This window comes from Pseudomonas sp. S3_E10 (genome assembly GCF_054667615.1).
The window spans coordinates 2,955,340-2,977,574 of sequence record NZ_CP162743.1 but is presented as its reverse complement, the minus strand read 5'-3'; the positions used below and the strand labels follow the sequence as shown (position 1 = coordinate 2,977,574).

19 protein-coding genes are annotated in these 22,235 nt (G+C 61.5%); 7 read left to right on the top strand and 12 right to left on the bottom strand.

What is annotated here, in order from left to right; all coding sequences use genetic code 11:
* Window positions 1-104: 104 nt before the first annotated feature.
* Window positions 105-1,025 (bottom strand): LysR substrate-binding domain-containing protein, encoded by a 921-nt coding sequence (locus tag AB4N98_RS13430; protein ID WP_065879262.1) that lies wholly within the window; start codon window positions 1,023-1,025, stop codon window positions 105-107.
* A 152-nt stretch (window positions 1,026-1,177) separates the two neighbouring features.
* Between AB4N98_RS13430 and AB4N98_RS13425 the strand changes: the two genes are divergently transcribed.
* Window positions 1,178-2,581, top strand: a complete 1,404-nt coding sequence (locus AB4N98_RS13425) for a NorM family multidrug efflux MATE transporter (protein ID WP_065879261.1) — start codon at window positions 1,178-1,180, stop codon at window positions 2,579-2,581.
* A gap of 27 nt (window positions 2,582-2,608) precedes the next feature.
* Here AB4N98_RS13425 and AB4N98_RS13420 read toward each other — a convergent pair whose 3' ends face one another.
* Window positions 2,609-4,273 carry a putative bifunctional diguanylate cyclase/phosphodiesterase gene (locus tag AB4N98_RS13420; RefSeq protein ID WP_017526835.1) on the bottom strand — a complete coding sequence of 555 codons (1,665 nt, stop codon included), beginning with the start codon at window positions 4,271-4,273 and terminating at the stop codon, window positions 2,609-2,611.
* A gap of 255 nt (window positions 4,274-4,528) precedes the next feature.
* Between AB4N98_RS13420 and rep the strand changes: the two genes are divergently transcribed.
* Together rep and AB4N98_RS13410 are read left to right on the top strand one after the other, a co-directional pair.
* On the top strand, window positions 4,529-6,538 hold the full coding sequence (rep, locus tag AB4N98_RS13415; RefSeq protein ID WP_017526834.1) for a DNA helicase Rep: 2,010 nt from the start codon (window positions 4,529-4,531) through the stop codon (window positions 6,536-6,538).
* 58 nt (window positions 6,539-6,596) lie between these two features.
* The gene (locus AB4N98_RS13410; RefSeq protein ID WP_003176890.1) at window positions 6,597-7,166 is read left to right on the top strand and encodes a xanthine phosphoribosyltransferase; all 570 of its coding nucleotides are present in this window, start codon (window positions 6,597-6,599) and stop codon (window positions 7,164-7,166) included.
* Window positions 7,167-7,291: 125 nt separating this feature from the next.
* Here the strand turns inward: AB4N98_RS13410 and AB4N98_RS13405 are convergent, their stop codons facing one another.
* The 6 genes from AB4N98_RS13405 to dadA all read right to left on the bottom strand — a co-directional run bounded on the left by AB4N98_RS13405 (window position 7,292) and on the right by dadA (window position 13,387).
* Window positions 7,292-9,214, bottom strand: coding sequence for an acetyl-CoA hydrolase/transferase C-terminal domain-containing protein (locus AB4N98_RS13405; protein WP_017526833.1), 1,923 nt, complete (start codon window positions 9,212-9,214; stop codon window positions 7,292-7,294).
* Window positions 9,215-9,351: 137 nt separating this feature from the next.
* Complete coding sequence (locus tag AB4N98_RS13400; RefSeq protein ID WP_017526832.1) at window positions 9,352-9,762, bottom strand: c-type cytochrome; 411 nt, start codon at window positions 9,760-9,762, stop codon at window positions 9,352-9,354.
* 182 nt (window positions 9,763-9,944) lie between these two features.
* On the bottom strand, window positions 9,945-10,493 hold the full coding sequence (locus AB4N98_RS13395; protein WP_003176893.1) for a cupin domain-containing protein: 549 nt from the start codon (window positions 10,491-10,493) through the stop codon (window positions 9,945-9,947).
* 116 nt (window positions 10,494-10,609) lie between these two features.
* Complete coding sequence (gene alr, locus AB4N98_RS13390) at window positions 10,610-11,683, bottom strand: alanine racemase (protein ID WP_065879258.1); 1,074 nt, start codon at window positions 11,681-11,683, stop codon at window positions 10,610-10,612.
* A gap of 77 nt (window positions 11,684-11,760) precedes the next feature.
* A complete protein-coding gene (locus AB4N98_RS13385) occupies window positions 11,761-12,114 on the bottom strand; it encodes a RidA family protein (RefSeq protein ID WP_460149510.1) in 354 nt (117 codons plus the stop codon).
* The gene (gene dadA, locus AB4N98_RS13380; RefSeq protein WP_460149509.1) at window positions 12,086-13,387 is read right to left on the bottom strand and encodes a D-amino acid dehydrogenase; all 1,302 of its coding nucleotides are present in this window, start codon (window positions 13,385-13,387) and stop codon (window positions 12,086-12,088) included. The genes AB4N98_RS13385 and dadA overlap by 29 nt, the downstream gene beginning before the upstream one ends.
* Before the next feature lie 156 nt (window positions 13,388-13,543).
* Here dadA and AB4N98_RS13375 point away from each other — a divergent pair, with 156 nt between their 5' ends.
* Window positions 13,544-14,032, top strand: coding sequence for an Lrp/AsnC ligand binding domain-containing protein (locus tag AB4N98_RS13375; protein ID WP_003176896.1), 489 nt, complete (start codon window positions 13,544-13,546; stop codon window positions 14,030-14,032).
* 8 nt (window positions 14,033-14,040) lie between these two features.
* Here the strand turns inward: AB4N98_RS13375 and AB4N98_RS13370 are convergent, their stop codons facing one another.
* The gene (locus AB4N98_RS13370) at window positions 14,041-14,394 is read right to left on the bottom strand and encodes a YkgJ family cysteine cluster protein (RefSeq protein WP_017526828.1); all 354 of its coding nucleotides are present in this window, start codon (window positions 14,392-14,394) and stop codon (window positions 14,041-14,043) included.
* 115 nt (window positions 14,395-14,509) lie between these two features.
* Here AB4N98_RS13370 and AB4N98_RS13365 point away from each other — a divergent pair, with 115 nt between their 5' ends.
* Window positions 14,510-15,802 (top strand): NAD(P)/FAD-dependent oxidoreductase, encoded by a 1,293-nt coding sequence (locus tag AB4N98_RS13365; protein WP_017526827.1) that lies wholly within the window; start codon window positions 14,510-14,512, stop codon window positions 15,800-15,802.
* On the opposite strand, the gene AB4N98_RS13360 is transcribed toward AB4N98_RS13365, so the two are convergent.
* A complete protein-coding gene (locus tag AB4N98_RS13360; RefSeq protein ID WP_026067179.1) occupies window positions 15,803-16,027 on the bottom strand; it encodes a DUF1127 domain-containing protein in 225 nt (74 codons plus the stop codon).
* Between the two features lie 166 nt (window positions 16,028-16,193).
* Here AB4N98_RS13360 and AB4N98_RS13355 point away from each other — a divergent pair, with 166 nt between their 5' ends.
* The gene (locus AB4N98_RS13355) at window positions 16,194-17,618 is read left to right on the top strand and encodes an aminotransferase-like domain-containing protein (protein ID WP_017526825.1); all 1,425 of its coding nucleotides are present in this window, start codon (window positions 16,194-16,196) and stop codon (window positions 17,616-17,618) included.
* A gap of 62 nt (window positions 17,619-17,680) precedes the next feature.
* Window positions 17,681-19,249: a phospholipase D family protein gene (locus tag AB4N98_RS13350; protein ID WP_460149545.1), complete on the top strand. Its 1,569-nt coding sequence runs from the start codon at window positions 17,681-17,683 to the stop codon at window positions 19,247-19,249.
* A gap of 57 nt (window positions 19,250-19,306) precedes the next feature.
* Here the strand turns inward: AB4N98_RS13350 and AB4N98_RS13345 are convergent, their stop codons facing one another.
* Together AB4N98_RS13345 and AB4N98_RS13340 are read right to left on the bottom strand one after the other, a co-directional pair.
* Window positions 19,307-20,455, bottom strand: a complete 1,149-nt coding sequence (locus AB4N98_RS13345; RefSeq protein ID WP_460149508.1) for an MFS transporter — start codon at window positions 20,453-20,455, stop codon at window positions 19,307-19,309.
* 148 nt (window positions 20,456-20,603) lie between these two features.
* Complete coding sequence (locus tag AB4N98_RS13340; RefSeq protein ID WP_017526822.1) at window positions 20,604-22,097, bottom strand: aldehyde dehydrogenase; 1,494 nt, start codon at window positions 22,095-22,097, stop codon at window positions 20,604-20,606.
* Between the last annotated feature and the right edge of the window lie 138 nt (window positions 22,098-22,235).

The following is a 22,235-nucleotide window of genomic DNA, read 5'->3' as shown; positions in this document are numbered from 1 at the left end:
GGAGGACGATGGTGCCAACACACCTACTTCGGCGGCGCTCGGCAATACTTGAGCGAGTCGCAGGGGTATCACGCAAACGGTTGCGCGCCAGGCCTGCAACCCCCTCAATCGAGGCGCTCGACCGCCGGCAGGACCATGGCTTGCACTTCGCCCTGAAGGAAATCCGCCAGGCGCCGCAAGCGTTCACCACCGGGACGGGTTCTCGGCCACACCAGGTAGTAATTTTCCCCACTGGCCACCGCGGTCGGCCACGGCAGGCTCAAACGCCCCTGGGCCACGTCTTCGGCCACCATCAGCAGGTCGCCCATGGACACGCCGTAACCACGGGCGGCGGCGATCATGCCCAGCTCAAGCGTATCGAACACCTGCCCGCCCTTGAGCGAAACCTGGGACGACAACCCCATGCGCTCCAGCCAACTGCGCCAGTCGCGACGGTCTGGCGTGGGGTGCAGCAACTCGGCGCCGGCCAGGCGGTTTATATCCCAAGGCCCGTCGCTCAACAAGTTCGGCGCGCCAACCGGAATCAACAGCTCGGGGAACAGATAGCAGGCCTCCCAATCCGCTGGAAAATGCCCGTTGCTCAAGAGCACCGCGCAATCGAAAGGCTCCTGGTTGAAATCCACCTCATCCACGCTCATCCAGGCGCTGGTCAGTTGCACCTCATTGCCCGGCTGCAACGCCCGGAAGCGACTGAGCCGCGCCAACAACCAACGCATGGTCAGGGTCGACGGCGCCTTCATGCGCAAAATGTCGTCTTCGGCGTTCAGGGTGTGGCAGGCCCGTTCCAGTGCGGCAAACCCTTCGCGCACGCCGGGCAACAGCAGGCGCGCGGCTTCGGTGAGCTGCAAATTGCGGCCGCTGCGCTGAAACAGGCGGCAGGCGAAATGTTCTTCCAGGGTGCGGATATGCCGGCTCACCGCACTCTGGGTGATCGACAGCTCTTCAGCGGCGCGAGTAAAGGAATGGTGCCGGGAGGCCGCTTCAAATGCGCGCAAGGCATACAGAGGAGGAAGACGACGAGACATGTTGAAAGCTCCGACAGCGCAATGCCCGAACCCTACCAGAATCAATCAGGCATGAGTTTTAATCATGCGAACGATCGCTTTTATCCCTTTGTGCATTGGGCGCAGAGCGCCGAAAATCAACCCTCTCCCAACCCTCTGATTTGTTGAGCGTGATGATCATGCAGCATCCGGCACGTACCGAACTCTGGGCCATTCTGCGGCTGTCAGGGCCGCTGATTGCCTCGCAGTTGGCGCACATGTTGATGGTGCTGACAGACACCTTGATGATGGCGCGCCTGAGCCCGGAAGCCCTGGCTGGCGGCGGCCTGGGCGCGGCGAGTTATTCGTTCGTGTCGATCTTCTGCATCGGCGTGATTGCTGCCGTGGGGACGCTGGTCGCTATCCGTCACGGCGCCGGCGATATCGAAGGCGCCACCCGCCTGACCCAGGCCGGGCTCTGGCTTGCCTGGCTGATGGCCCTGGCGGCGGCCTTGCTGCTATGGAACCTCAAACCGGTGCTGCTGATGTTCGGCCAGACCGAAACCAACGTGCAGTCGGCGGGACAGTTCCTCACGGTGCTGCCGTTCGCCTTGCCCGGCTACCTGAGCTTCATGGCTTTGCGCGGCTTCACCAGTGCCATCGGCAAGGCCACCCCGGTGATGGTGATCAGCCTCGGCGGCACGGTGCTCAACTACCTGCTCAATCACGCGCTGATCGAAGGCATGTTCGGCCTGCCGAAACTCGGCTTGATGGGCATCGGCCTGGTCACCGCCATCGTCGCCAATGGCATGGCGCTGGCGCTGATGTGGTACATCCGCAGCAACCGCGCCTACGCTGCCTACCCGCTGAGCAACGGCCTGCTGCGCCTCAACACCCACTATCTGCGCGAATTGTGGCGCCTGGGCCTGCCGATTGGCGGCACCTACGCGGTGGAGGTCGGGTTGTTCGCCTTTGCCGCGCTGTGCATGGGTACCATGGGCAGTACGCAGTTGGCGGCGCATCAGATCGCCCTGCAAATTGTCTCGGTGGCGTTCATGGTTCCGGCCGGCATGTCCTACGCGGTGACCATGCGCATCGGCCAGCACTATGGGGCCGGGCAATTGCTGCAAGCGCGCATGGCGGGGCGAGTGGGGATCAGTTTTGGCGCGGCGGTGATGTTGGGATTTGCCGCCGTGCTGTGGCTGTTTTCCGACCCTTTGATCGGGCTCTTCCTCGACCATGACGACCCGGCGTTCCACGACGTGATCGTGCTGGCAGTCAGCCTGTTGGCCGTCGCGGCCTGGTTCGAGCTGTTCGATGGCGTGCAGACCATCGCCATGGGCTGCATCCGAGGGCTCAAGGATGCCAAGACCACCTTTCTGGTGGGCTTGGGATGCTACTGGCTGATCGGCGCGCCTTCGGCCTGGCTGATGGCCTTCACCCTGGGCTGGGGGCCGACCGGTGTGTGGTGGGGTTTGGCGTTGGGCCTGGCGTGTGCAGCGGTCAGCCTGACTTGGGCGTTTGAAGCGAAGATGAAGCGAATGATTCGCCAGGAACCGCAAGTACACGCGAAATTCCCAGCCATGCAACCTGACTAGCTCGGTCACTTGGGTTGGGTTTACAGCTCAACCCAGTAACGCCTGCTGGCCCTTGTCGAACTTCAAGTACTCCACCAACTCCGGCAGCGGCAACGGTTTGCTGATCAGGTAACCCTGGGCCTGGTCGCAGCCAAACAGCCTCAGCAACGCGAGTTGCTCCGGGGTTTCCACGCCTTCGGCCACCACTTCCAGGTTGAGATTGTGTGCCAGGTTGATCATCGCGTGTACCAGCTTGCGGTTCTCTTCGCGCTCTTCCATGCCGCCGACAAAGCTCTTGTCGATCTTCAACAAGGCGATCGGCAAGCTATTGAGGTGCACGAACGATGAGAAACCGGTGCCGAAGTCATCCAGGGAAAACCGCACACCCAGGCGACCGAGGGCATCCATGGTCTGCTTGACCAGGTCACTGCGGCGCATCACGGCGGTTTCGGTCAGCTCGAACTCCAACCACTGCGCCTCCACGCCGCGCTCGCTGATCAGCCGGCTGAGCGTGGAGAGCAACTGGCTGTCCTGGAACTGGCGGAACGACAGGTTGACCGCCATGTGCAGCGGCGGCAGGCCGCGTTCGCGCAGGTCTTGCATGTCGCGCAGGGCCCGGGAGATCACCCAGTAGCCCAGCGGTACGATCAGGCCGCTCTGTTCGGCCAGGGGCACGAATTCGCTGGGGGGCAACAGGCCGCGTTCGCCGTGGCGCCAGCGCACCAGGGCCTCAAGGCCGACGATATGCCCATCGTCCAGATCCAGGCGTGGCTGGTAATGCAACTCCAACTCATCGCGACGCAGGGCACGGCGCAGTTCACTTTCCAGGTCGGCCAGGCTGCGCGCATTGCGGTTGATGCGTTCGTTGAAGATATGAAAGGTGCAGCCCTGAGTGCTTTTGGCTTGCTGCATGGCGATATGGGCGTGCCACATCAGCGGGTCGGCGCCGGCGCGCGCACGGGCATGCGCCACGCCCAGGCTGCAACCGATCAGCAGGCTTTCGCCATCTACCCAGTAAGGTTCGGCCATCGCTTCGGTAATGCGCTCGGCCATCCATTCGGCGCGCTGGGGCGCACGGCGGGTGTCGATCAACAGCGCAAATTCATCGCTGCCCAGGCGGGCCAGTTGGTCGCCGACCTCAAGCTGGTTCTTGAGCCGCGAGACCACCTGCAGGATCAACCGGTCGCCGGCCTGGTGGCCGAGGGCGTCGTTGGCGTGACGGAAATTGTCGAGGTCCAGGTGACCGAGGGCCAGGCCGCGACCTTCGTTCTCGGCCAGCCGCGCGGCCAGTAGGGTCTGGAAACCCTGGCGGTTGGCGATACCGGTGAGCGGGTCTTGCTCGGCCAGGCGCTGCAGGGTGTTTTCCAGCACACCACGCTCGCGCACATGGCGCAGGCAACGGCGCACAGTGTCGGCGTCCAATCCATCATGGATCAGCCAATCACTGACGCCCAACGGCGCTACCAACGGCTCCTCTTCCAGCAGCAACACGCACGGCAGGCTGCAACGGCCAGGCCCGGGCTGCAGGCTGGGCGTGGTCAATAGCACGGCGCTTTGGTCGTCATCGAACAGACGACTCACCGAGTCCCAGTTGGGTGCGCTGATCAGCACAGCCCCTTCGCCCATCGGCGCCAGGCACTCGCGCAACAAAGCTGCCCACTCAGGCGCATCGGCCAATAGCAGCAAACGCAAGGGTTCGACAGGCGTAGACAAGCTAGCTCCCTAGACTCTGCAAAAATTCGTTGGCGGCGGGCATTATGACGTGCGACCTGACAATCACCAATGACAGGGGCTATCAAATACGCAGGCTGTAAGCAATTGTCTTAAAAACTAATACATCCTGCGGCAAAGTAGCAAAAGCGGCAAATTTAGATCGAGTGGTACGTCACACCGTCGATCCAGAGCAGCAGAATCTCGCCAGCCTGTTAAAATGCCCGCCCTTTTGAACAACGACTCCCTGAACTCTGTATGTCCCGACTCAATCCCCGGCAGCAAGAAGCCGTGAACTATGTCGGCGGCCCTCTATTGGTGCTCGCCGGCGCAGGCTCCGGCAAGACCAGCGTGATCACCCGCAAGATCGCGCACCTGATCCAGAACTGCGGCATCCGCGCGCAGTACATCGTCGCCATGACCTTTACCAACAAGGCCGCGCGCGAGATGAAAGAGCGTGTCGGCACCCTGCTCAAGGGTGGCGAGGGTCGGGGCCTGACCGTGTGTACGTTCCACAACCTGGGCCTGAACATCATCCGCAAGGAGCATGCGCGGCTGGGCTACAAGCCGGGTTTCTCGATTTTTGACGAGACCGACGTCAAAGCCCTGATGACCGACATCATGCAGAAGGAATACGCGGGCGACGACGGCGTTGACGAGATCAAGAACATGATCGGCGCCTGGAAGAACGACCTGATCCTGCCCGCCCAAGCCCTGGAAAACGCACGCAACCCCAAGGAACAGACCGCCGCCATCGTCTACACCCACTATCAACGCACGCTGAAGGCGTTCAACGCGGTGGACTTCGATGACCTGATCCTGCAACCGGTCAAGCTGTTCCAGGAACACGCCGACATCCTTGAAAAGTGGCAGAACAAGGTGCGCTACCTGCTGGTGGACGAATACCAGGACACCAACGCCAGCCAGTATTTGCTGGTGAAGCTACTGATCGGCACGCGCAACCAGTTCACCGTGGTGGGCGACGATGACCAATCGATCTACGCCTGGCGCGGCGCCCGCCCGGAAAACCTGATGCTGCTCAAGGTCGACTACCCGTCCCTGAAAGTGGTGATGCTGGAGCAGAACTACCGCTCTACCAGCCGCATCCTGCGTTGCGCCAACGTGTTGATCTCCAACAACCCCCACGAGTTTGAAAAACAGCTGTGGAGCGAGATGGGCCATGGCGATGAGATCCGCGTGATCCGTTGCCGCAACGAAGACGCCGAAGCCGAGCGCGTGGCCGTGGAAATCCTCAGCCTGCACTTGCGTACCGACCGGCCCTACAGCGACTTTGCGATCCTGTATCGCGGCAACTACCAGGCCAAGCTGATCGAGCTGAAATTGCAGCACCACCAGGTGCCGTATCGCCTGTCGGGCGGCAACAGTTTTTTCGGACGCCAGGAAGTAAAAGACCTGATGGCCTACTTCCGGTTGATCGTGAACCCGGACGACGACAACGCCTTCCTGCGGGTGATCAACGTCCCACGTCGGGAGATCGGTTCGACGACGCTGGAAAAACTCGGCAACTACGCCACCGAGCGCAAGATCTCGATGTACGCCGCAACCGATGAAATCGGCCTGGGCGAACACCTGGACACACGCTTCACCGATCGTCTGTCGCGCTTCAAGCGTTTTATGGACAAGGTGCGCGAGCAATGCGCCGGGGAAGACCCGATCAGCGCCCTGCGCAGCATGGTCATGGACATTGACTATGAGAACTGGCTGCGCACCAACAGCTCCAGCGACAAGGCCGCGGATTACCGCATGGGCAACGTCTGGTTCCTGATCGAAGCGCTGAAGAACACCCTGGAAAAAGACGAAGACGGCGAAATGACCGTCGAGGACGCCATCGGCAAGCTGGTGCTGCGCGACATGCTTGAGCGCCAGCAAGAAGAGGAAGACGGCGCCGAAGGTGTGCAGATGATGACCTTGCATGCCTCCAAGGGTCTGGAATTTCCCTACGTGTTCATCATGGGCATGGAAGAAGAAATCCTCCCGCACCGCTCCAGTATTGAAGCCGACACCATCGAAGAGGAACGGCGCCTGGCCTACGTGGGCATTACCCGCGCACGTCAGACCCTGGCCTTCACCTTTGCCGCCAAGCGCAAGCAATACGGCGAAATCATCGATTGTGCCCCCAGCCGGTTCCTCGACGAACTACCGCCGGATGACTTGGCCTGGGAAGGCAATGACGACACCCCGACCGAGGTGAAGGCCGTTCGCGGCAATACCGCCCTGGCGGATATACGCGCAATGCTAAAGCGCTAGAATCGACTACTTTTTAATCTACTTTCGGCGCGCACCGCGCCATTAGAGGAAGCTTTCCGTGGAAGCACTGCACAAGAAAATTCGCGAAGAAGGCATCGTGCTTTCCGATCAGGTACTCAAGGTCGACGCCTTTTTGAACCACCAGATCGACCCGGCGCTGATGAAACTAATCGGCGACGAATTCGCCGCGCTGTTCAAGGATTCGGGCATCACCAAGATCGTCACCATCGAAGCCTCGGGTATCGCCCCGGCGATCATGACCGGCCTGAACCTGGGCGTACCGGTGATTTTTGCGCGCAAGCAGCAGTCGCTGACCCTGACCGAAAACCTGCTGTCGGCGACGGTGTATTCCTTCACCAAGAAAACCGAGAGCACCGTGGCGATCTCGCCGCGTCATCTGACCAGCAGCGACCGCGTGTTGGTGATCGATGACTTTTTGGCCAACGGCAAGGCGTCCCAGGCGCTGATTTCGATCATCAAGCAGGCCGGCGCGACCGTTGCGGGCCTGGGGATCGTGATCGAGAAGTCGTTCCAGGGTGGCCGTGCGGAGCTGGATGCGCAGGGCTATCGGGTTGAGTCGCTGGCGCGGGTGAAGTCGCTGGCAGGTGGGGTTGTCACCTTTATCTGAGGCAACACCGCTTGAAATGTAGGAGGGGGCTTGCTCCCGATAGCGGTGTATCAGTCACCAAATGTATTGGCTGACCCACTGCTATCGGGGCAAGCCCCCTTCCACATTTGGTTTTATATTGGTTTTCAGTGCGCGGTTGCTTGTAAGCCCGCCAGCAACAAGCGCTGATAGAGATCCTCTTTCAGCCCCTCCGGCCTATCCAGCCGCATCCGCTCCAGATGCCTGGGAAACGCCTCCGGCTCCGGAGCATCCAGCGCGGCCTTGCCCAGCTCAAGCACCTCCGTCAGCTTGAACTTACTCTTGAGCCAGTTCAGCGCCCGTAACAAGTCCCGCTCTTCATTGGTGAAATCACTGCCCAACGGGTACTCCGGGAACAAGCGTTTATGCCGCGCCTGAATGCCTTTGAGGCGCTCCGGCGTGTTGTCGGCAAAACGTGGATCCAACTGAAAGCCCCTGGGTAACTTGCCGGCCTTTTGCGCCTGCTCGATCAAGTCGGCCTGGAAGCGTGAGTCGCTGATAGTAAGCAGTGCTTCGATCACCTTGGCGTCCGTCTGCCCCCGCAAGTCGGCAATTCCGTACTCGGTGATCACGATATCCCGCAGGTGCCGGGGGATGGTGCAGTGGCCGTAGTCCCAGACGATATTGGAACTGACCTCCCCCGCCGACTCGCGCCAGCTGCGCAAGATCAGGATCGAGCGCGCACCGTCCAATGCATGGCCCTGGGCAACAAAATTGTATTGCCCGCCCACGCCGCTGAGTACGCGACCGTCTTCCAACTGGTCCGCGACGCCCGCGCCGAGCAAGGTCACCATGATTGCGCTGTTGATAAACCGCGCATCCTGGCGCTGCAAACGCTTGAGTTCTTCCTGACCGTACAGCTCGTTGATGTAGCTGATGCGGGTCATGTTGAATTGCAGGCGCTTGGCGTGGGTCATTTCCTGCAAGCGCTGGTAAAAACTGCGGGGGCCCAGGAAGAAACCACCGTGTATCGACACCCCATCGGGCTGCGCCGCATCGTCCAGCAAGCCGGCGTTGGCCTGCTCCTGAGTCGCCACATCCGGATAAACCTTGCGTCGCACAATCCCCGCATCCGCCAGCACCAGCAGGCCGTTGACGAACATCTCGCTGCAGCCGTAGAGGCCACGGGCGAAGGGATCGACACCTCCTTCACGGCTGATCAGCGGCGCCCACTGGTACACATCAAGGTCCGTCAGCAGCAGGCGGTAGGCTTCGTTGTCAGCCTGGCGCGCGAGCAAGGCGGCGGTCAGCGCATCCCCCATGGAACCGATGCCTATCTGCAAGGTGCCGCCATCACGCACCAGGGTGCTGGCGTGCAGGCCGATGAAATGATCCTGGAACCCCACCGGCATATTCGGCGTGGAAAACAGCGTGGTGCTGTCCTTGGCATCGATCAGGTAGTCGAACGCATCCATGCCCAATTCGGAATCGCCAGGCATGTAGGGCAAGTCGGTGTGGACCTGGCCGACGATCAAAATGGTTTCGCCCGCGTCGCGGCGCTTTTCGATCATCGGCAGCAGGTCAAGGCTGATATCGGGGTTGCAGCTCAGGCTCAGGCGGTCCGGATGCTCGGCGCTGCTGGCCACCAATTGTGCAACCAGATTCAAGCCAGCGGCATTGATATCGCGGGCGGCGTGGCTGTAGTTACTGCTGACGTAATCCTGCTGGGCCGACGTGCTGTGCAGCAAACTGCCGGGCTGCATGAAGAACTGCCGTACGTGGATGTTGTTTGGAAGGCTGTCTTTATGCAGGTCGGCGAGGAAATCCAGCTCGGGATAGTCACCGAACACCCGCTCGATGAAGGGTTCGAGAAAGCGCTTCTGCAACCCGTCACCCAGGGTTGGCCGGCCAAGGCTCAGGGCGGTGTAAATCGTAAGCGCGCGCTCCGGCAGTTGGGCGATTCGCCGGTACAGCGCGTTGACGAACAGGTTGGGCTTACCCAGGCCCAGCGGCATGCCCATGTGGATATGCGCCGGCAAGCGCGCCAGTACGTCGTCAACTGCTTGCTCGATTGAACACAACTGCACCATCCGACTGCTCCCGAACATTCCATGAATAGGGGTTCGACCGAGCTTGCCGGGTCTTTGCTGCAATGAACAGCGCAAAACCTGAATGACAGGTACAAAAAAGCCGCTCGTAAGCGGCATTTTTGGCGAAGATTGACTGATTACAACCCAGACATCTGCTTGATAGCGCCTTTGAGGTCGTCATCCGAGCAATCCGCGCAGGTGCCTTTGGGCGGCATGGCGTTGATCCCGGTGATCGCCTTGGCCAGGATGCCGTCGAGACCGCCCTGGTGGTCGGCGCGCTCTTTCCAGGCGGCTTTGTCGCCGATTTTCGGCGCGCCCAGCAGGCCAGTGCCGTGGCAAGCATTGCAGTGTTTGGCGATGATCTCGTCCGGCGTTTTCGCGCCGCCACCGCCCGCTGCAACGGCGACTTCCATGCCCTTGCACTCCTGGCCCTGGACGCAAACCTGGCCGACAGGCTCCAGGCGTTTGGCAATTTCATCATTGGTCGCAGCTTGAGCGCTGACAGCCCATAGGGCCAGTACGGTTGCTGGTGCAGCCAGCATTTTCATAATTAGGTTCACGCGTTCACCCTCAATGGTGGCTATTCACGCCTGCGGCCACGGTTTCGCAGGCGGCGAAAGTATAACGGTTAGCCCGCCTGGCCGAAACAACCCTATTAAATAAAGGGAGATTCAGTCTCGCGGAATACTGCTGCGGGAGCCTCTGCAACGCTGGCAGGACGCCTCTATTCTTAAAAGTTCGCGGGTGTGGCTGCGCTGATTAGCCGCGCCGGTACGTCGAACGGATTGCGAAAACGATGGGGCTTGGTACTTTCAAAGTAGTAGCTATCGCCGGCTTCGAGCACAAAAGTTTCAAGACCGACCACCAACTCCAAACGGCCCTCCACCAGAATCCCGGTTTCCTCGCCTTCGTGGGTGAGCATTTCTTCGCCGGTATCAGCGCCCGGCGGGTAGATTTCGTTGAGAAACGCGATGGCCCGGCTAGGGTGCGCCCGACCTACCAATTTCATGGTCACCGCGCCGTCGGAGATGTCGATCAGCTCATTGGCTTTATAGACGATCTGCGTCGGAATTTCCTGGAGGATCTCCTCGGAAAAGAACTCGACCATCGACATGGGGATGCCGCCCAGCACCTTGCGCAAGGAGCTGATCGAGGGGCTGACACTGTTTTTTTCGATCATCGAAATGGTGCTGTTGGTGACACCCGCACGCTTGGCGAGTTCACGCTGGGAAAGACCCTTCAGCTTACGGATGGATTGCAGTCGTTCGCCGACGTCCAATGCGGGAGCCTCCTAGGATTCAGGCGTTGTTGTAATTGGCCGTTATCATGGCGACAGCGTTCAGTATTTACAACACTTGGGCCTAAATCCCAGGCAGCTGTGTTCGTGCGCGGCGGTCAAGCGCCGGAATAGAGCCTTGGCACCCGGCGCAGGTTGCAGAAGATCTGGTAGGGGATGGTGTCAGCGGCCACCGCGACGTCGCTGGCGAGGATATTTTTGCCCCACAGCTCTACCGTGGAGCCAAGGCCAGCCTGAGGCACATCCGTCAGGTCGATACACAGCATGTCCATGGACACACGCCCCAGCAACTGGCTGCGCTGCCCGGCCACCAGCACCGGCGTACCCGTGGGCGCGTGACGCGGATAGCCGTCTGCGTAGCCCAAGGCAACCACGCCGATACGCATCGGCTTGGGCGTAACGAACCGGGCGCCGTAGCCCACCGGCTCGCCAGCCGGCAGTTCGCGCACACAGATCACTTTCGATTCCAGGGTCATCACCGGTTGCAAGCGCGCGGCCAGAGCCTGGTTTTCACCAAATGGGGTGGCGCCGTACAGCATGATGCCCGGGCGTACCCAGTCGCTGAGCACATTTGGCCAGCCCAATACCGCGGGTGAATTGCGCAGGCTGACTTCGGCCGCCAGGCCCTGGCGCGCCGCTTCAAACACCGCCACTTGTTCGGTGCTGCTGGCGCAATCAAGCTCATCGGCGCGGGCAAAGTGACTCATCAGCACAATCTTCGCGACTTTACCGCTGGCCAGCAGGCGCTGATAAGCCGCGTGGTAATCCTTGGGATGCAGGCCCACGCGATGCATGCCCGAGTCCAGCTTGAGCCAAATAGTCAAGGGCTTGCTCAGCGTGGCCTGTTCGATCGCATCCAGTTGCCACAGCGAATGCACCACGCACCAAAAATCATGCTCGACGATCAGCCCCAGCTCATCCGCTTCAAAAAAACCTTCCAGCAGCAACACTGGCGCGCGAATGCCAGCGGCGCGCAGCTCCAACGCCTCTTCGATGCATGCCACGGCGAACCCATCGGCCTCGGCTTCCAGCGCCTGGGCCACGCGCACGGCGCCATGGCCGTAGGCATCGGCCTTGATCACGGCAAGGGCCTTGGCCCCGGTGACTTCACGGGCCAATTGGTAGTTGTGGCGCAGGGCTTGGAGGTCGATCAGGGCACGGGCTGGACGCATGGCGGCAGGCTTCTAGGCAGCGGAGTGAAAAAAAACGGTACCGACAGACAGCATCGGCACCGTAAGAGGGATCGTGTTTAAGGCAGCGCGGCCACGACGGACAGCTCTACGAGGATTTGCGGCTCGCACAATTTGGCTTCAACCGTGGCACGGGCCGGGGCGACGCCTTTAGGCAACCACGTGTCCCACACCGCGTTCATGCCGGCGAAATCGGCGTCAATGTCTTTCAGGTAGATCGTCACCGACAGCAACCGGCTCTTGTCGGTCCCGGCCAAGCCCAGCAAACGCTCGATATTGGCCAGGGTCTCACGGGTTTGCTGTTCAATCCCGGCGCTCATGTCGTCGCCGACCTGCCCTGCCAGATACACGGTACCGCTGTGGACAACGATCTGGCTCATGCGCTCATTGGTGAGCTGGCGCTGGATTGACATGTTTTGCGGACTCCTGGTGGTTGCCGTAACGGGAAATATCGAGGCCTGCGGCGCTGATCTGCGGGGTTTTCCTGGCCATCAGGTCGGCCAGCAAGCGACCGGAACCGCACGCCATGGTCCAACCGAGGGTGCCATGGCCGGTATTGAGGAACAGGTTCCTGAACGGTGTGGCACCGACAATGGGTGTGCCGTCGGGTGTGGTCGGACGCAGGCCGGTCCAGAAACTGGCCTCGGCCAAATCGCCGCCCTGAGGATAAAGGTCGTTGACGATCATCTCCAGGGTTTCACGTCGACGAGGGTTAAGCGACAGGTCAAAACCGGCTATTTCAGCCATGCCACCCACGCGAATGCGGTTATCGAAACGGGTAATCGCGACCTTGTAGGTTTCATCGAGGATGGTCGACGTCGGCGCCATCGCCGGGTTGGTGATCGGCACGGTCAGCGAGTAGCCCTTGAGCGGGTACACCGGTGCCTTGATCCCCAGCGGCTTGAGCAGTTTTGGCGAGTAGCTACCCAGGGCCAGCACGTAGCGGTCGGCAGTTTGCAGCTTGCCGTCGATCCACACGCCGTTGATGCGATCACCGGCCTGGTCAAGGCGTTGGATGTCCTGTTCGAAGCGGAACTCCACACCCAGCTGTTTGCACATCTCGGCCAGGCGTGTGGTGAACATCTGGCAGTCGCCGGTCTGGTCGTTAGGCAGGCGCAGGGCACCGGCGAGGATATCGGTGACGCTGGCCAGGGCCGGCTCAACGCGGGCAATGCCGGCGCGGTCGAGCAGTTCGAACGGCACACCGGACTCTTTCAACACCGCGATATCCTTGGCGGCGCCATCCAATTGGGCTTGGGTGCGGAACAACTGGGTAGTCCCGAGGCTACGGCCTTCGTAGGCAATGCCGGTCTCGGCGCGCAATTCATCGAGGCAGTCGCGGCTGTACTCGGACAAGCGCACCATGCGCTCCTTGTTCACGGCATAGCGACTGGCCGTGCAGTTGCGCAACATCTGCGCCATCCACAGGTATTGATCGATATCGGCGGTGGCCTTGATCGCCAGCGGCGCGTGGCGTTGCAGCAACCACTTGATGGCCTTGAGCGGCACACCCGGCGCGGCCCAGGGCGAGGCATAGCCGGGAGACACTTGGCCGGCATTGGCGAAACTGGTTTCCATGGCGGCGGCGGGCTGGCGGTCGACTACCACGACCTCAAAACCGGCCCGAGCCAAATAGTAGGCACTGGTCACACCAATGACGCCGCTACCCAAGACCAGAACGCGCATTTTTATATCCTCATCGCGGCCTGGCCGCTGACGTGTGTTGTTTCGAGCAATGATGAGCGCAGTATAAAAAGCAATCGCCAGTGCATTTCACTATATAAATGCCTATATTTGGCGACAATTCTCGGCAAAAACCCTTTTTACAGAGGCGTATCCCCTATGCGTACCAACACCCAGACCAAGCGGGAGCTGGACAAGATCGACCGCAACATCCTGCGTATCCTGCAGACCGACGGGCGAATTTCGTTCACGGAACTGGGGGAAAAGGTCGGGCTGTCGACCACGCCTTGCACTGAGCGGGTGCGTCGGTTGGAGCGCGAAGGGATCATCATGGGCTACAACGCGCGGCTCAATCCGCAGCATTTAAAAGGCAGTTTGCTGGTATTTGTCGAGATCAGCCTGGATTACAAGTCCGGCGATACCTTTGAGGAGTTTCGCCGCGCCGTGCTGAAACTGCCCCATGTGCTGGAGTGCCACCTGGTCTCCGGCGACTTCGACTATCTGGTGAAAGCGCGGATTTCCGAGATGGCCTCATACCGCAAGTTGCTGGGCGATATCCTGCTCAAGCTGCCCCACGTGCGCGAATCCAAGAGTTATATCGTGATGGAAGAAGTCAAAGAGAGCCTGAACCTGCCAATTCCGGACTGACTGGACCGCTACACCAGCACTTGCCGGGTACTGGCCATGTACTCATGAATCTGCTTTTCGACCCGTGGATGGATCAACTCCACCGGTCGCCGCCCATTAGGGCACGGCAAGGTCTTGGTGGTGCCGAACAACCGACAGATCAACGGCCGCTCGTCATACACGGTGCAGCCGGCGGGCCCCAGGTGCACGCAGTTCAGCTCATCCATCGCCGCGTCCTGCTCGGCGGCGGTCTTACGCGGCAGGCGTGACATTTCCTCGGGCGACGTCGTTACCGGCCCACAGCAGTCGTGGCAACCGGGTACGCATTCGAACGAAGGAATCTGACGGCGCAGCGCGCTGATTTTCTGACTGTTGCAACTCATCGAAACAGGTACCGGAGGGCGAATAGACCTGGATTCTGACGCAAAACGCCGCGCGCAGACAGCGTCGTCCGACCGCTGTATCCTGCGTCAAATTTTCCAAACAGGGAGCGTCCCCATGACCGCCAGCGCCCGGCACACCGCGTCCTACTATGCCGCCAGCAGCGTGCCGCAACCGGATTACCCGGCGTTGACCGGTGAAGTGACTGCCGATGTATGCGTGGTCGGCGGTGGTTTCTCCGGGCTCAACACCGCCCTGGAGCTGGCCGAGCGCGGTTTCAGCGTGGTGTTGCTGGAGGCGCGCAAGATCGCCTGGGGCGCCAGCGGGCGTAACGGTGGCCAACTGATTCGCGGCGTCGGCCACGGCCTGGACCAGTTCGCCAACGTGATCGGCACCGACGGCGTACGCCAGATGAAGCTGATGGGGCTGGAAGCCGTGGAGATCGTGCGCGAGCGCGTCGAGCGCTTTCAGATTCCCTGCGACCTGACCTGGGGCTACTGCGACCTCGCCAACAAGCCCCGCGACCTGCAAGGCCTGGCCGAAGACGCCGAAGAACTGCGCAGCCTGGGCTATCGCCATGCGGTGCGCCTGTTGCAAGCCAGCGAGATGAGCAGCGTGGTCGGCTCCGAGCGTTACGTGGGCGGCATGATTGATATGGGATCGGGCCATCTGCACCCGCTGAACCTGGCGCTCGGCGAAGCGGCTGCCGCCGGGCAATTGGGCGTGCGGCTGTTTGAGCAATCAGAAGTCACCCGTATCGACTATGGCCCTGAGGTCAGGGTGCACACCGCGCACGGCCATGTGCGCGCCAAGACCCTGGTGCTGGCCTGCAACGCCTACCTCAATCGCCTCAACCCGCACTTGAGCGGCAAAGTACTGCCCGCCGGCAGTTACATCATCGCGACCGAGCCGTTGAGCCAAGCGCAGGCCGCCAACCTGTTGCCGCAGAACATGGCCGTGTGTGACCAGCGCGTGACGGTGGATTATTTCCGCCTGTCCGCCGACCGCCGCCTGTTATTTGGCGGCGCCTGCCACTACTCCGGCCGCGACCCGCAGGACATCGGCGCCTATATGCGACCGAAAATGCTGCGCGTTTTCCCACAACTGGCCGACGCGAAGATCGACTATCAATGGGGCGGCATGATCGGCATCGGCGCCAACCGCCTGCCGCAGATCGGCCGCCTGGCCGACCAGCCCAACGTGTATTACGCCCAGGCCTACGCAGGCCATGGTCTCAACGCCACGCACCTGGCGGGCAAGTTGTTGGCCGAAGCCATCAGCGGCCAGCAGCAGGGGCGTTTCGATCTGTTTGCCCAAGTGCCGCACATTACCTTCCCCGGCGGCAAGCACCTGCGCTCGCCGCTGCTGGCCCTGGGGATGCTCTGGCACCGCCTCAAAGAGCTGGTCTGATCAACTGCGCCAGAAAGGCTTAACCCCTTCCTGGCGTGCCTGCTCAGCGGTCAAGCCGATGTCACGCAGTTGCTCACGGGTCAGGGTCAGCAGAGCCTTGCGCGTGTGCCGACGGTGCCAGAACAGGTTCCAACGGCTATTCGCCGGCGCGGCCATCGCGCGCTCCTGTCCCGCCTCCAGCTCCTGACTGTGTAACGCCAGCCGCACATCGCTCATACCGTTCATTTTGCTGCCCCTCAGTGGTGTGTTGCCTTGAGTGACGAGCATGGGCGAACGGGCCAGAGCATTACAGATTCAACCTATTTTTATTAAATCCATACAGATACTGCCTGACGGCGGCTGAATCCTGTATTTTCCCTGCATCTGTATTGGTCTCTTGGGAGCGACCGCCATGACGCTTTACGTCAACCTCGCCGAATTGCTGGGCACGCGCATCGAACAGGGCTTCTACCGCCCCGGTGACCGGCTTCCGTCCGTACGGGCGTTGAGTGTGGAACATGGGGTCAGCTTGAGCACCGTTCAGCAGGCCTATCGGTTGCTGGAAGATAACGGCCTGGCCATGCCCAAGCCGAAATCCGGCTACTTCGTGCCCGTTGGCCGTGAGCTGCCCGCCCTGCCTGAGGTCGGCCGCCCGGCACAACGCCCGGTGGAAATATCCCAGTGGGACCAGGTGCTGGAACTGATTCGCGCCGTGCCGCGCAAAGACGTCATACAGATGGGCCGCGGCATGCCGGATGTACTGTCGCCCACCCTCAAACCGCTGCTGCGCAGCCTGGCGCGCGTCAGCCGTCGCCAGGACCTGCCGGGGCTGTATTACGACAATATTCTTGGCTGTATGGAACTGCGCGAGCAAATCGCCCGACTGTCATTGGATTCCGGTTGCCAGCTGACCGCCGAAGACATCGTCATCACCACCGGCTGCCATGAGGCGCTGTCCGCCAGCATCCATGCCATCTGTGAGCCCGGCGATATCGTCGCCGTGGATTCGCCCAGCTTTCACGGTGCCATGCAGACCCTCAAGGGCCTGGGTATGAAAGCTCTGGAAATCCCCACCGACCCGATTACCGGCATCAGCCTGGAAGCTCTGGAGCTGGCCCTGGAACAATGGCCGATCAAGGTCATCCAGCTGACCCCCAACTGCAACAACCCCTTGGGCTACATCATGCCGGAGGCGCGCAAACGCGCGCTGCTGACCTTGGCCCAGCGCTTTGACGTAGCGATCATAGAGGACGATGTATACGGCGAATTGGCCTACAGCTACCCACGCCCGCGCACCATCAAATCTTTCGATGAAGATGGCCGCGTGCTGCTGTGCAGCTCATTTTCGAAAACGCTGGCGCCGGGCCTGCGCATTGGCTGGGTTGCCCCCGGGCGCTACCTCGAACGGGTGCTGCACATGAAATACATCAGCACCGGCTCGACGGCCACACAGCCGCAGATCGCGATTGCCGAATTTCTCAAGGGTGGCCATTTCGAACCGCATTTGCGGCGAATGCGCACCCAATACCAGCGTAATCGCGACCTGATGCTCGATTGGGTCAGCCGCTACTTCCCCGCCGGCACGCGCGCCAGTCGGCCGCAAGGCAGCTTTATGCTGTGGGTAGAGCTGCCGGACGGCTTCGACACCCTCAAGCTCAACCGCATACTCATAGAACAAGGCGTACAGGTGGCGGTGGGCAGTATCTTTTCGGCGTCCGGCAAGTACCGCAACTGCCTGCGCATGAACTACAGCGCCAAGCCTACCCCGCAGATTGAAGAAGCCGTGCGCAAGGTAGGCGCCGCCGCGAGCAAAATGCTGGCGCAATCGTCGGACTGACCTTTCGCGAGAAATAGCCGTCCTATATCGACAACCGCCCTGACCTGGAAGCGACTCCCTTGATGATTCGACGGCTATTACCGTTTTGCCTGTTGGGAGCCCTGGTGCTGGGTGGCTGTGCCGGCGTGAGTACCCCGCGCATCCCCAGCGATGCGCTGCCGGCCGCTCAGTCCTCGTTCGGGCGCTCGATCCTGGCCCAGGCCGCGCCTTATCAGGGCCGCTCGGGCTTTCGTCTGTTGCCCAACAGCAGCGAAGCCTTCATGGCCCGCGCCGAACTGATCCGCAACGCCCAGACCAGCCTTGACCTGCAGTACTACATCGTTCACGACGGCATCAGCACGCGCATGCTCGTGGATGAACTGCTCAAGGCCGCCGATCGTGGCGTGCGCGTGCGCATTCTGCTGGATGACACCACCAGCGACGGGCTCGACCAGATCATCGCCACCCTCGCCGCCCACCCCAAGATCGAGATCCGCCTGTTCAACCCGTTGCACCTGGGGCGCAGCACCGGTGTTACGCGGGCGATGGGCCGCCTGTTCAACCTGTCGCTGCAACACCGGCGCATGCACAACAAACTGTGGCTGGCGGACAACAGCGTGGCCATCGTCGGCGGGCGCAACCTGGGAGATGAGTATTTCGACGCAGAGCCCAACCTGAACTTCACCGATATCGACATGCTCAGCGTCGGGCCGGTGGCCGAGCAACTCGGGAACAGTTTCGATCAGTACTGGAACAGCGCGCTGAGCAAACCCATCGATGACTTTGTCTCAAGCCGCCCTTCAAAAGGCGACCTGGCCGCTGTACGCGTGCGCCTGCAAGCGTCGCTGGCCGACTCGCGCCAGCAGAATCACGCGCTGTACAACCGCTTGCGCACCTACCAGACCCAGCCGCGCATGGACATCTGGCGCCGTGAGCTGATCTGGGCCTGGAACCAGGCGCTGTGGGATGCGCCGAGCAAGGTGCTGGCCAAGGCCGACCCGGACCCGCAGCTTTTGCTGACCACCCAACTGGGGCCGGAGCTTGAGGGCGTCCACCACGAGTTGATGATGATCTCGGCGTATTTCGTACCGGGGCAGCCGGGGCTGGTGTATCTGACGGGACGCGCCGACGCCGGCGTGTCGGTGAGCCTGCTGACCAATTCCCTGGAGGCCACCGATGTGCCGGCCGTGCACGGCGGTTATGCGCCGTATCGCAAGGCACTGCTGGAGCACGGGGTAAAACTCTACGAACTGCGCCGCCAGCCGGGCGACCCCAGCGCCGGCAGTGGGCCGCACCTGTTTCGTCGCGGTTCGTTCCGGGGCTCGGATTCAAGCCTGCACAGCAAGGCAATGATCTTTGATCGCACCAAGTCGTTTATCGGCTCCTTCAACTTCGACCCACGCTCGGTGCTGTGGAACACCGAAGTCGGCGTGCTGGTCGACAGCCCCGAGCTGGCGGAGCATGTACGCAACCTGGCGCTGCAAGGCATGGCGCCAGCCCTGAGCTATGAGGCGAAATTGCAGGATGGCCAGGTGGTGTGGGTGACCGAGGATAACGGCCAGTTGCATACCCTCACGCGCGAACCGGGCAGTTGGTGGCGCAGGTTCAATGCCTGGTTCGCTACTTCCGTCGGCCTGGAGCGCATGCTTTAGAAACACAATGAATCAACTGTGGGAGGGGGTTTGCCCCCTCCCACAGTTGATTGCATTTCAAGGCGTGGCTGGCTGGGCGGTGCCGAATGCCCCTTGGCGCAGCAACAGCAGCACTAGGCCCAGCGCCCCAGCCGCCATGAAAAACGGCAATGCATGCCCGCTGATCCATTGGCTGCCGGCGCCCGCCACCAGCGGGCCGATCAGGCAACCGATGCCCCACAGCTGTGCAATGTGGGCATTGGCGCGCACCAGCGCATCGTCACGGTAGCGCTCGCCGATCAGGATCAACGACAAGGTAAATAACCCGCCTGCGCTGGCGCCGAACAGCACCCATATCGGCCAGATCAGCAGCGTGTGCATCAACAGCGGAACCGCCAGGCTCGACGCCAGCAACAGCACCGCACAGCTCAGGAACAACGTGCGGCGCGGCAGGTAGTCCGCCAGCGCACCGATGGGCAATTGCAGCAGCGCATCGCCGACCACCACCGTGCTGACCATCGCCAAGGCGATCTCGGCGGTGAAGCCCTGTTGCAGGCAATACACCGGCAACAGCGTCAGGATCATCGCCTCGAACGCAGCGAACAGCGCCACCGCCCAGGCAATCGCCGGCAAACTCAGGCAAAAGCGCCAGAGGTCGGCGAACGTCACGCTTAACGACTCCGCACTGGGCGCGCCGGTGCGACCCAGCAAGGCCAGCGGGGCCAACAGCAACAGGCCCACACCGACCCAGAACCCGTAGTCATGATCGGTGCCGATCACACCCAGCAGCAGGGGGCCCGAGAGCTGGCTCAAGGCATAACTGCAGCCATACAGCGCCACCAGTCGGCCACGCCACTGCTCCACCACCAACTGGTTGATCCAGCTTTCGCCAAGGATAAACACGAGGGTGAGGATCACCCCGATCATCAACCGCAGCACCAGCCATACCGGGTAGCTGGGCAGAATCGCCAACAACCCGATGGACACCGCACCGCCCCACAGGCACAGACGCATGAGGTTGGCGGTGCCGAGCCAGGAGGCCAGGCGACTGGAAACCTTGGCACCCAACAGCACACCAAAGGCCGGCATCGCCGCCATCACACCGATAGCGAAACTGCCGTAACCCCAGCTTTCGAGGCGCAGGGACACCAGCGGCATGCTCACACCCAACGCCAGGCCGACGCTGAGTACCGAGGTCAACACGGCGAAATAAGTCGCCCAACGCATTGCCACGCTCCTGTGGATAATTCTTGAGTACACACAAAACAGTGTGGGAGGGGGCTTGCCCCGATAGCGGTGGATCAGCCAGCACTTGTGGTGCCTGACACACTGCTATCGGGGCAAGCCCCCTCCCACATTTGAGCGGCGGTGTTGCTTAGAGTTTGATCCAGGTCGACTTCAGCTCGGTGTACTTGTCGAATGCATGCAGTGACTTGTCGCGACCATTACCCGACTGCTTGAAACCACCAAACGGTGCGGTCATGTCACCGCCGTCGTATTGGTTGACCCACACGCTGCCGGCACGCAGGGCCTTGGCGGTCAGGTGCGCCTTGGAGATATCAGCGGTCCACACGGCGGCGGCCAGGCCATACACGGTGTCGTTGGCGATTTTCACCGCTTCTTCGGCGCTGTCGAAGGTGATCACTGACAGGACCGGACCGAAGATTTCTTCCTGGGCGATCTTCATGGCGTTGGTCACGCCGTCGAAAATTGTGGGTTCGACGTAAGTGCCGCCGGTTTCTTCCAGCGTACGCTTGCCGCCGGCCACCAGCTTGGCGCCATCGGCATGCCCGGCTTCGATGTACGACAGCACGGTGTTCATCTGCTGGGTGTCCACCAGCGCGCCGACGTTGGTCGCAGGATCCAGTGGGTTACCGGGTTTCCAGCCTTTGAGGGCCTCGATCACCAGCGGCAGGAATGTATCCTTGATGGAGCGCTCCACCAGCAGGCGCGAACCGGCGGTGCAGACTTCGCCCTGGTTGAAAGCGATGGCACCGGCGGCGGACTCGGCGGCGGCCTGCAGGTCCGGGGCATCGGCGAACACGATGTTTGGGCTCTTGCCACCGGCTTCCAGCCACACACGCTTCATGTTCGACTCGCCGGAGCGGATCAACAGTTGCTTGGCGATCTTGGTAGAGCCGGTGAACACCAGCGTATCGACGTCCATGTGCAGCGCCAGGGCGTTGCCAACGGTGTGGCCGTAGCCCGGCAGCACGTTGAACACACCTTTTGGAATACCTGCTTCAACCGCAAGGGCCGCGATACGGATGGCGGTCAGCGGGGATTTTTCGGACGGCTTGAGAATCACCGAGTTACCGGTGGACAGTGCCGGGCCGAGCTTCCAGCAAGCCATCATCAAGGGGAAGTTCCACGGCACGATGGCGCCGACAACCCCCACCGGCTCACGGGTCACCAGGCCCAGTTGATCGTGTGGGGTGGCCGCCACTTCATCGTAAATCTTGTCGATCGCCTCGCCACTCCAGCTCAGCGCATTCGCCGCGCCGGGCACATCAATGTTGAGGGAGTCGCTGATCGGTTTGCCCATGTCCAGGGTTTCAAGCAGCGCCAGCTCTTCGGCATTGGCCTTGAGCAGCGCGGCGAAACGGATCATGGTGGCCTTGCGCTTGGCCGGCGCCAGGCGCGACCAGACACCGGAGTTGAAGGTGGCGCGGGCGTTTTCCACGGCGCGCTGGGCGTCGTCGGCGTCACAACTGGCCACGGTGGCCAGCAGGCGGCCATCGACTGGGCTGATGCATTCGAAGGTGTCACCGGAAACAGCGGCGGTGTATTCGCCATTGATGTAGGCGCGGCCTTCGATTTTCAGATCCTTGGCGCGTTGTTCCCAGTCGGCACGGGTCAGGGTGGTCATGCGAGTGTCCTCCTCTTATTGAATATAAGGGCCAGGCGATGTGCCCCGGCAGCCTCAAAGCATTCTTGCCCGCCAGCCATCTGTTCGGCGCAAGGCAGCTGCCACCCTAAACCAGCGGCTGGGGATGTTTCAATATAT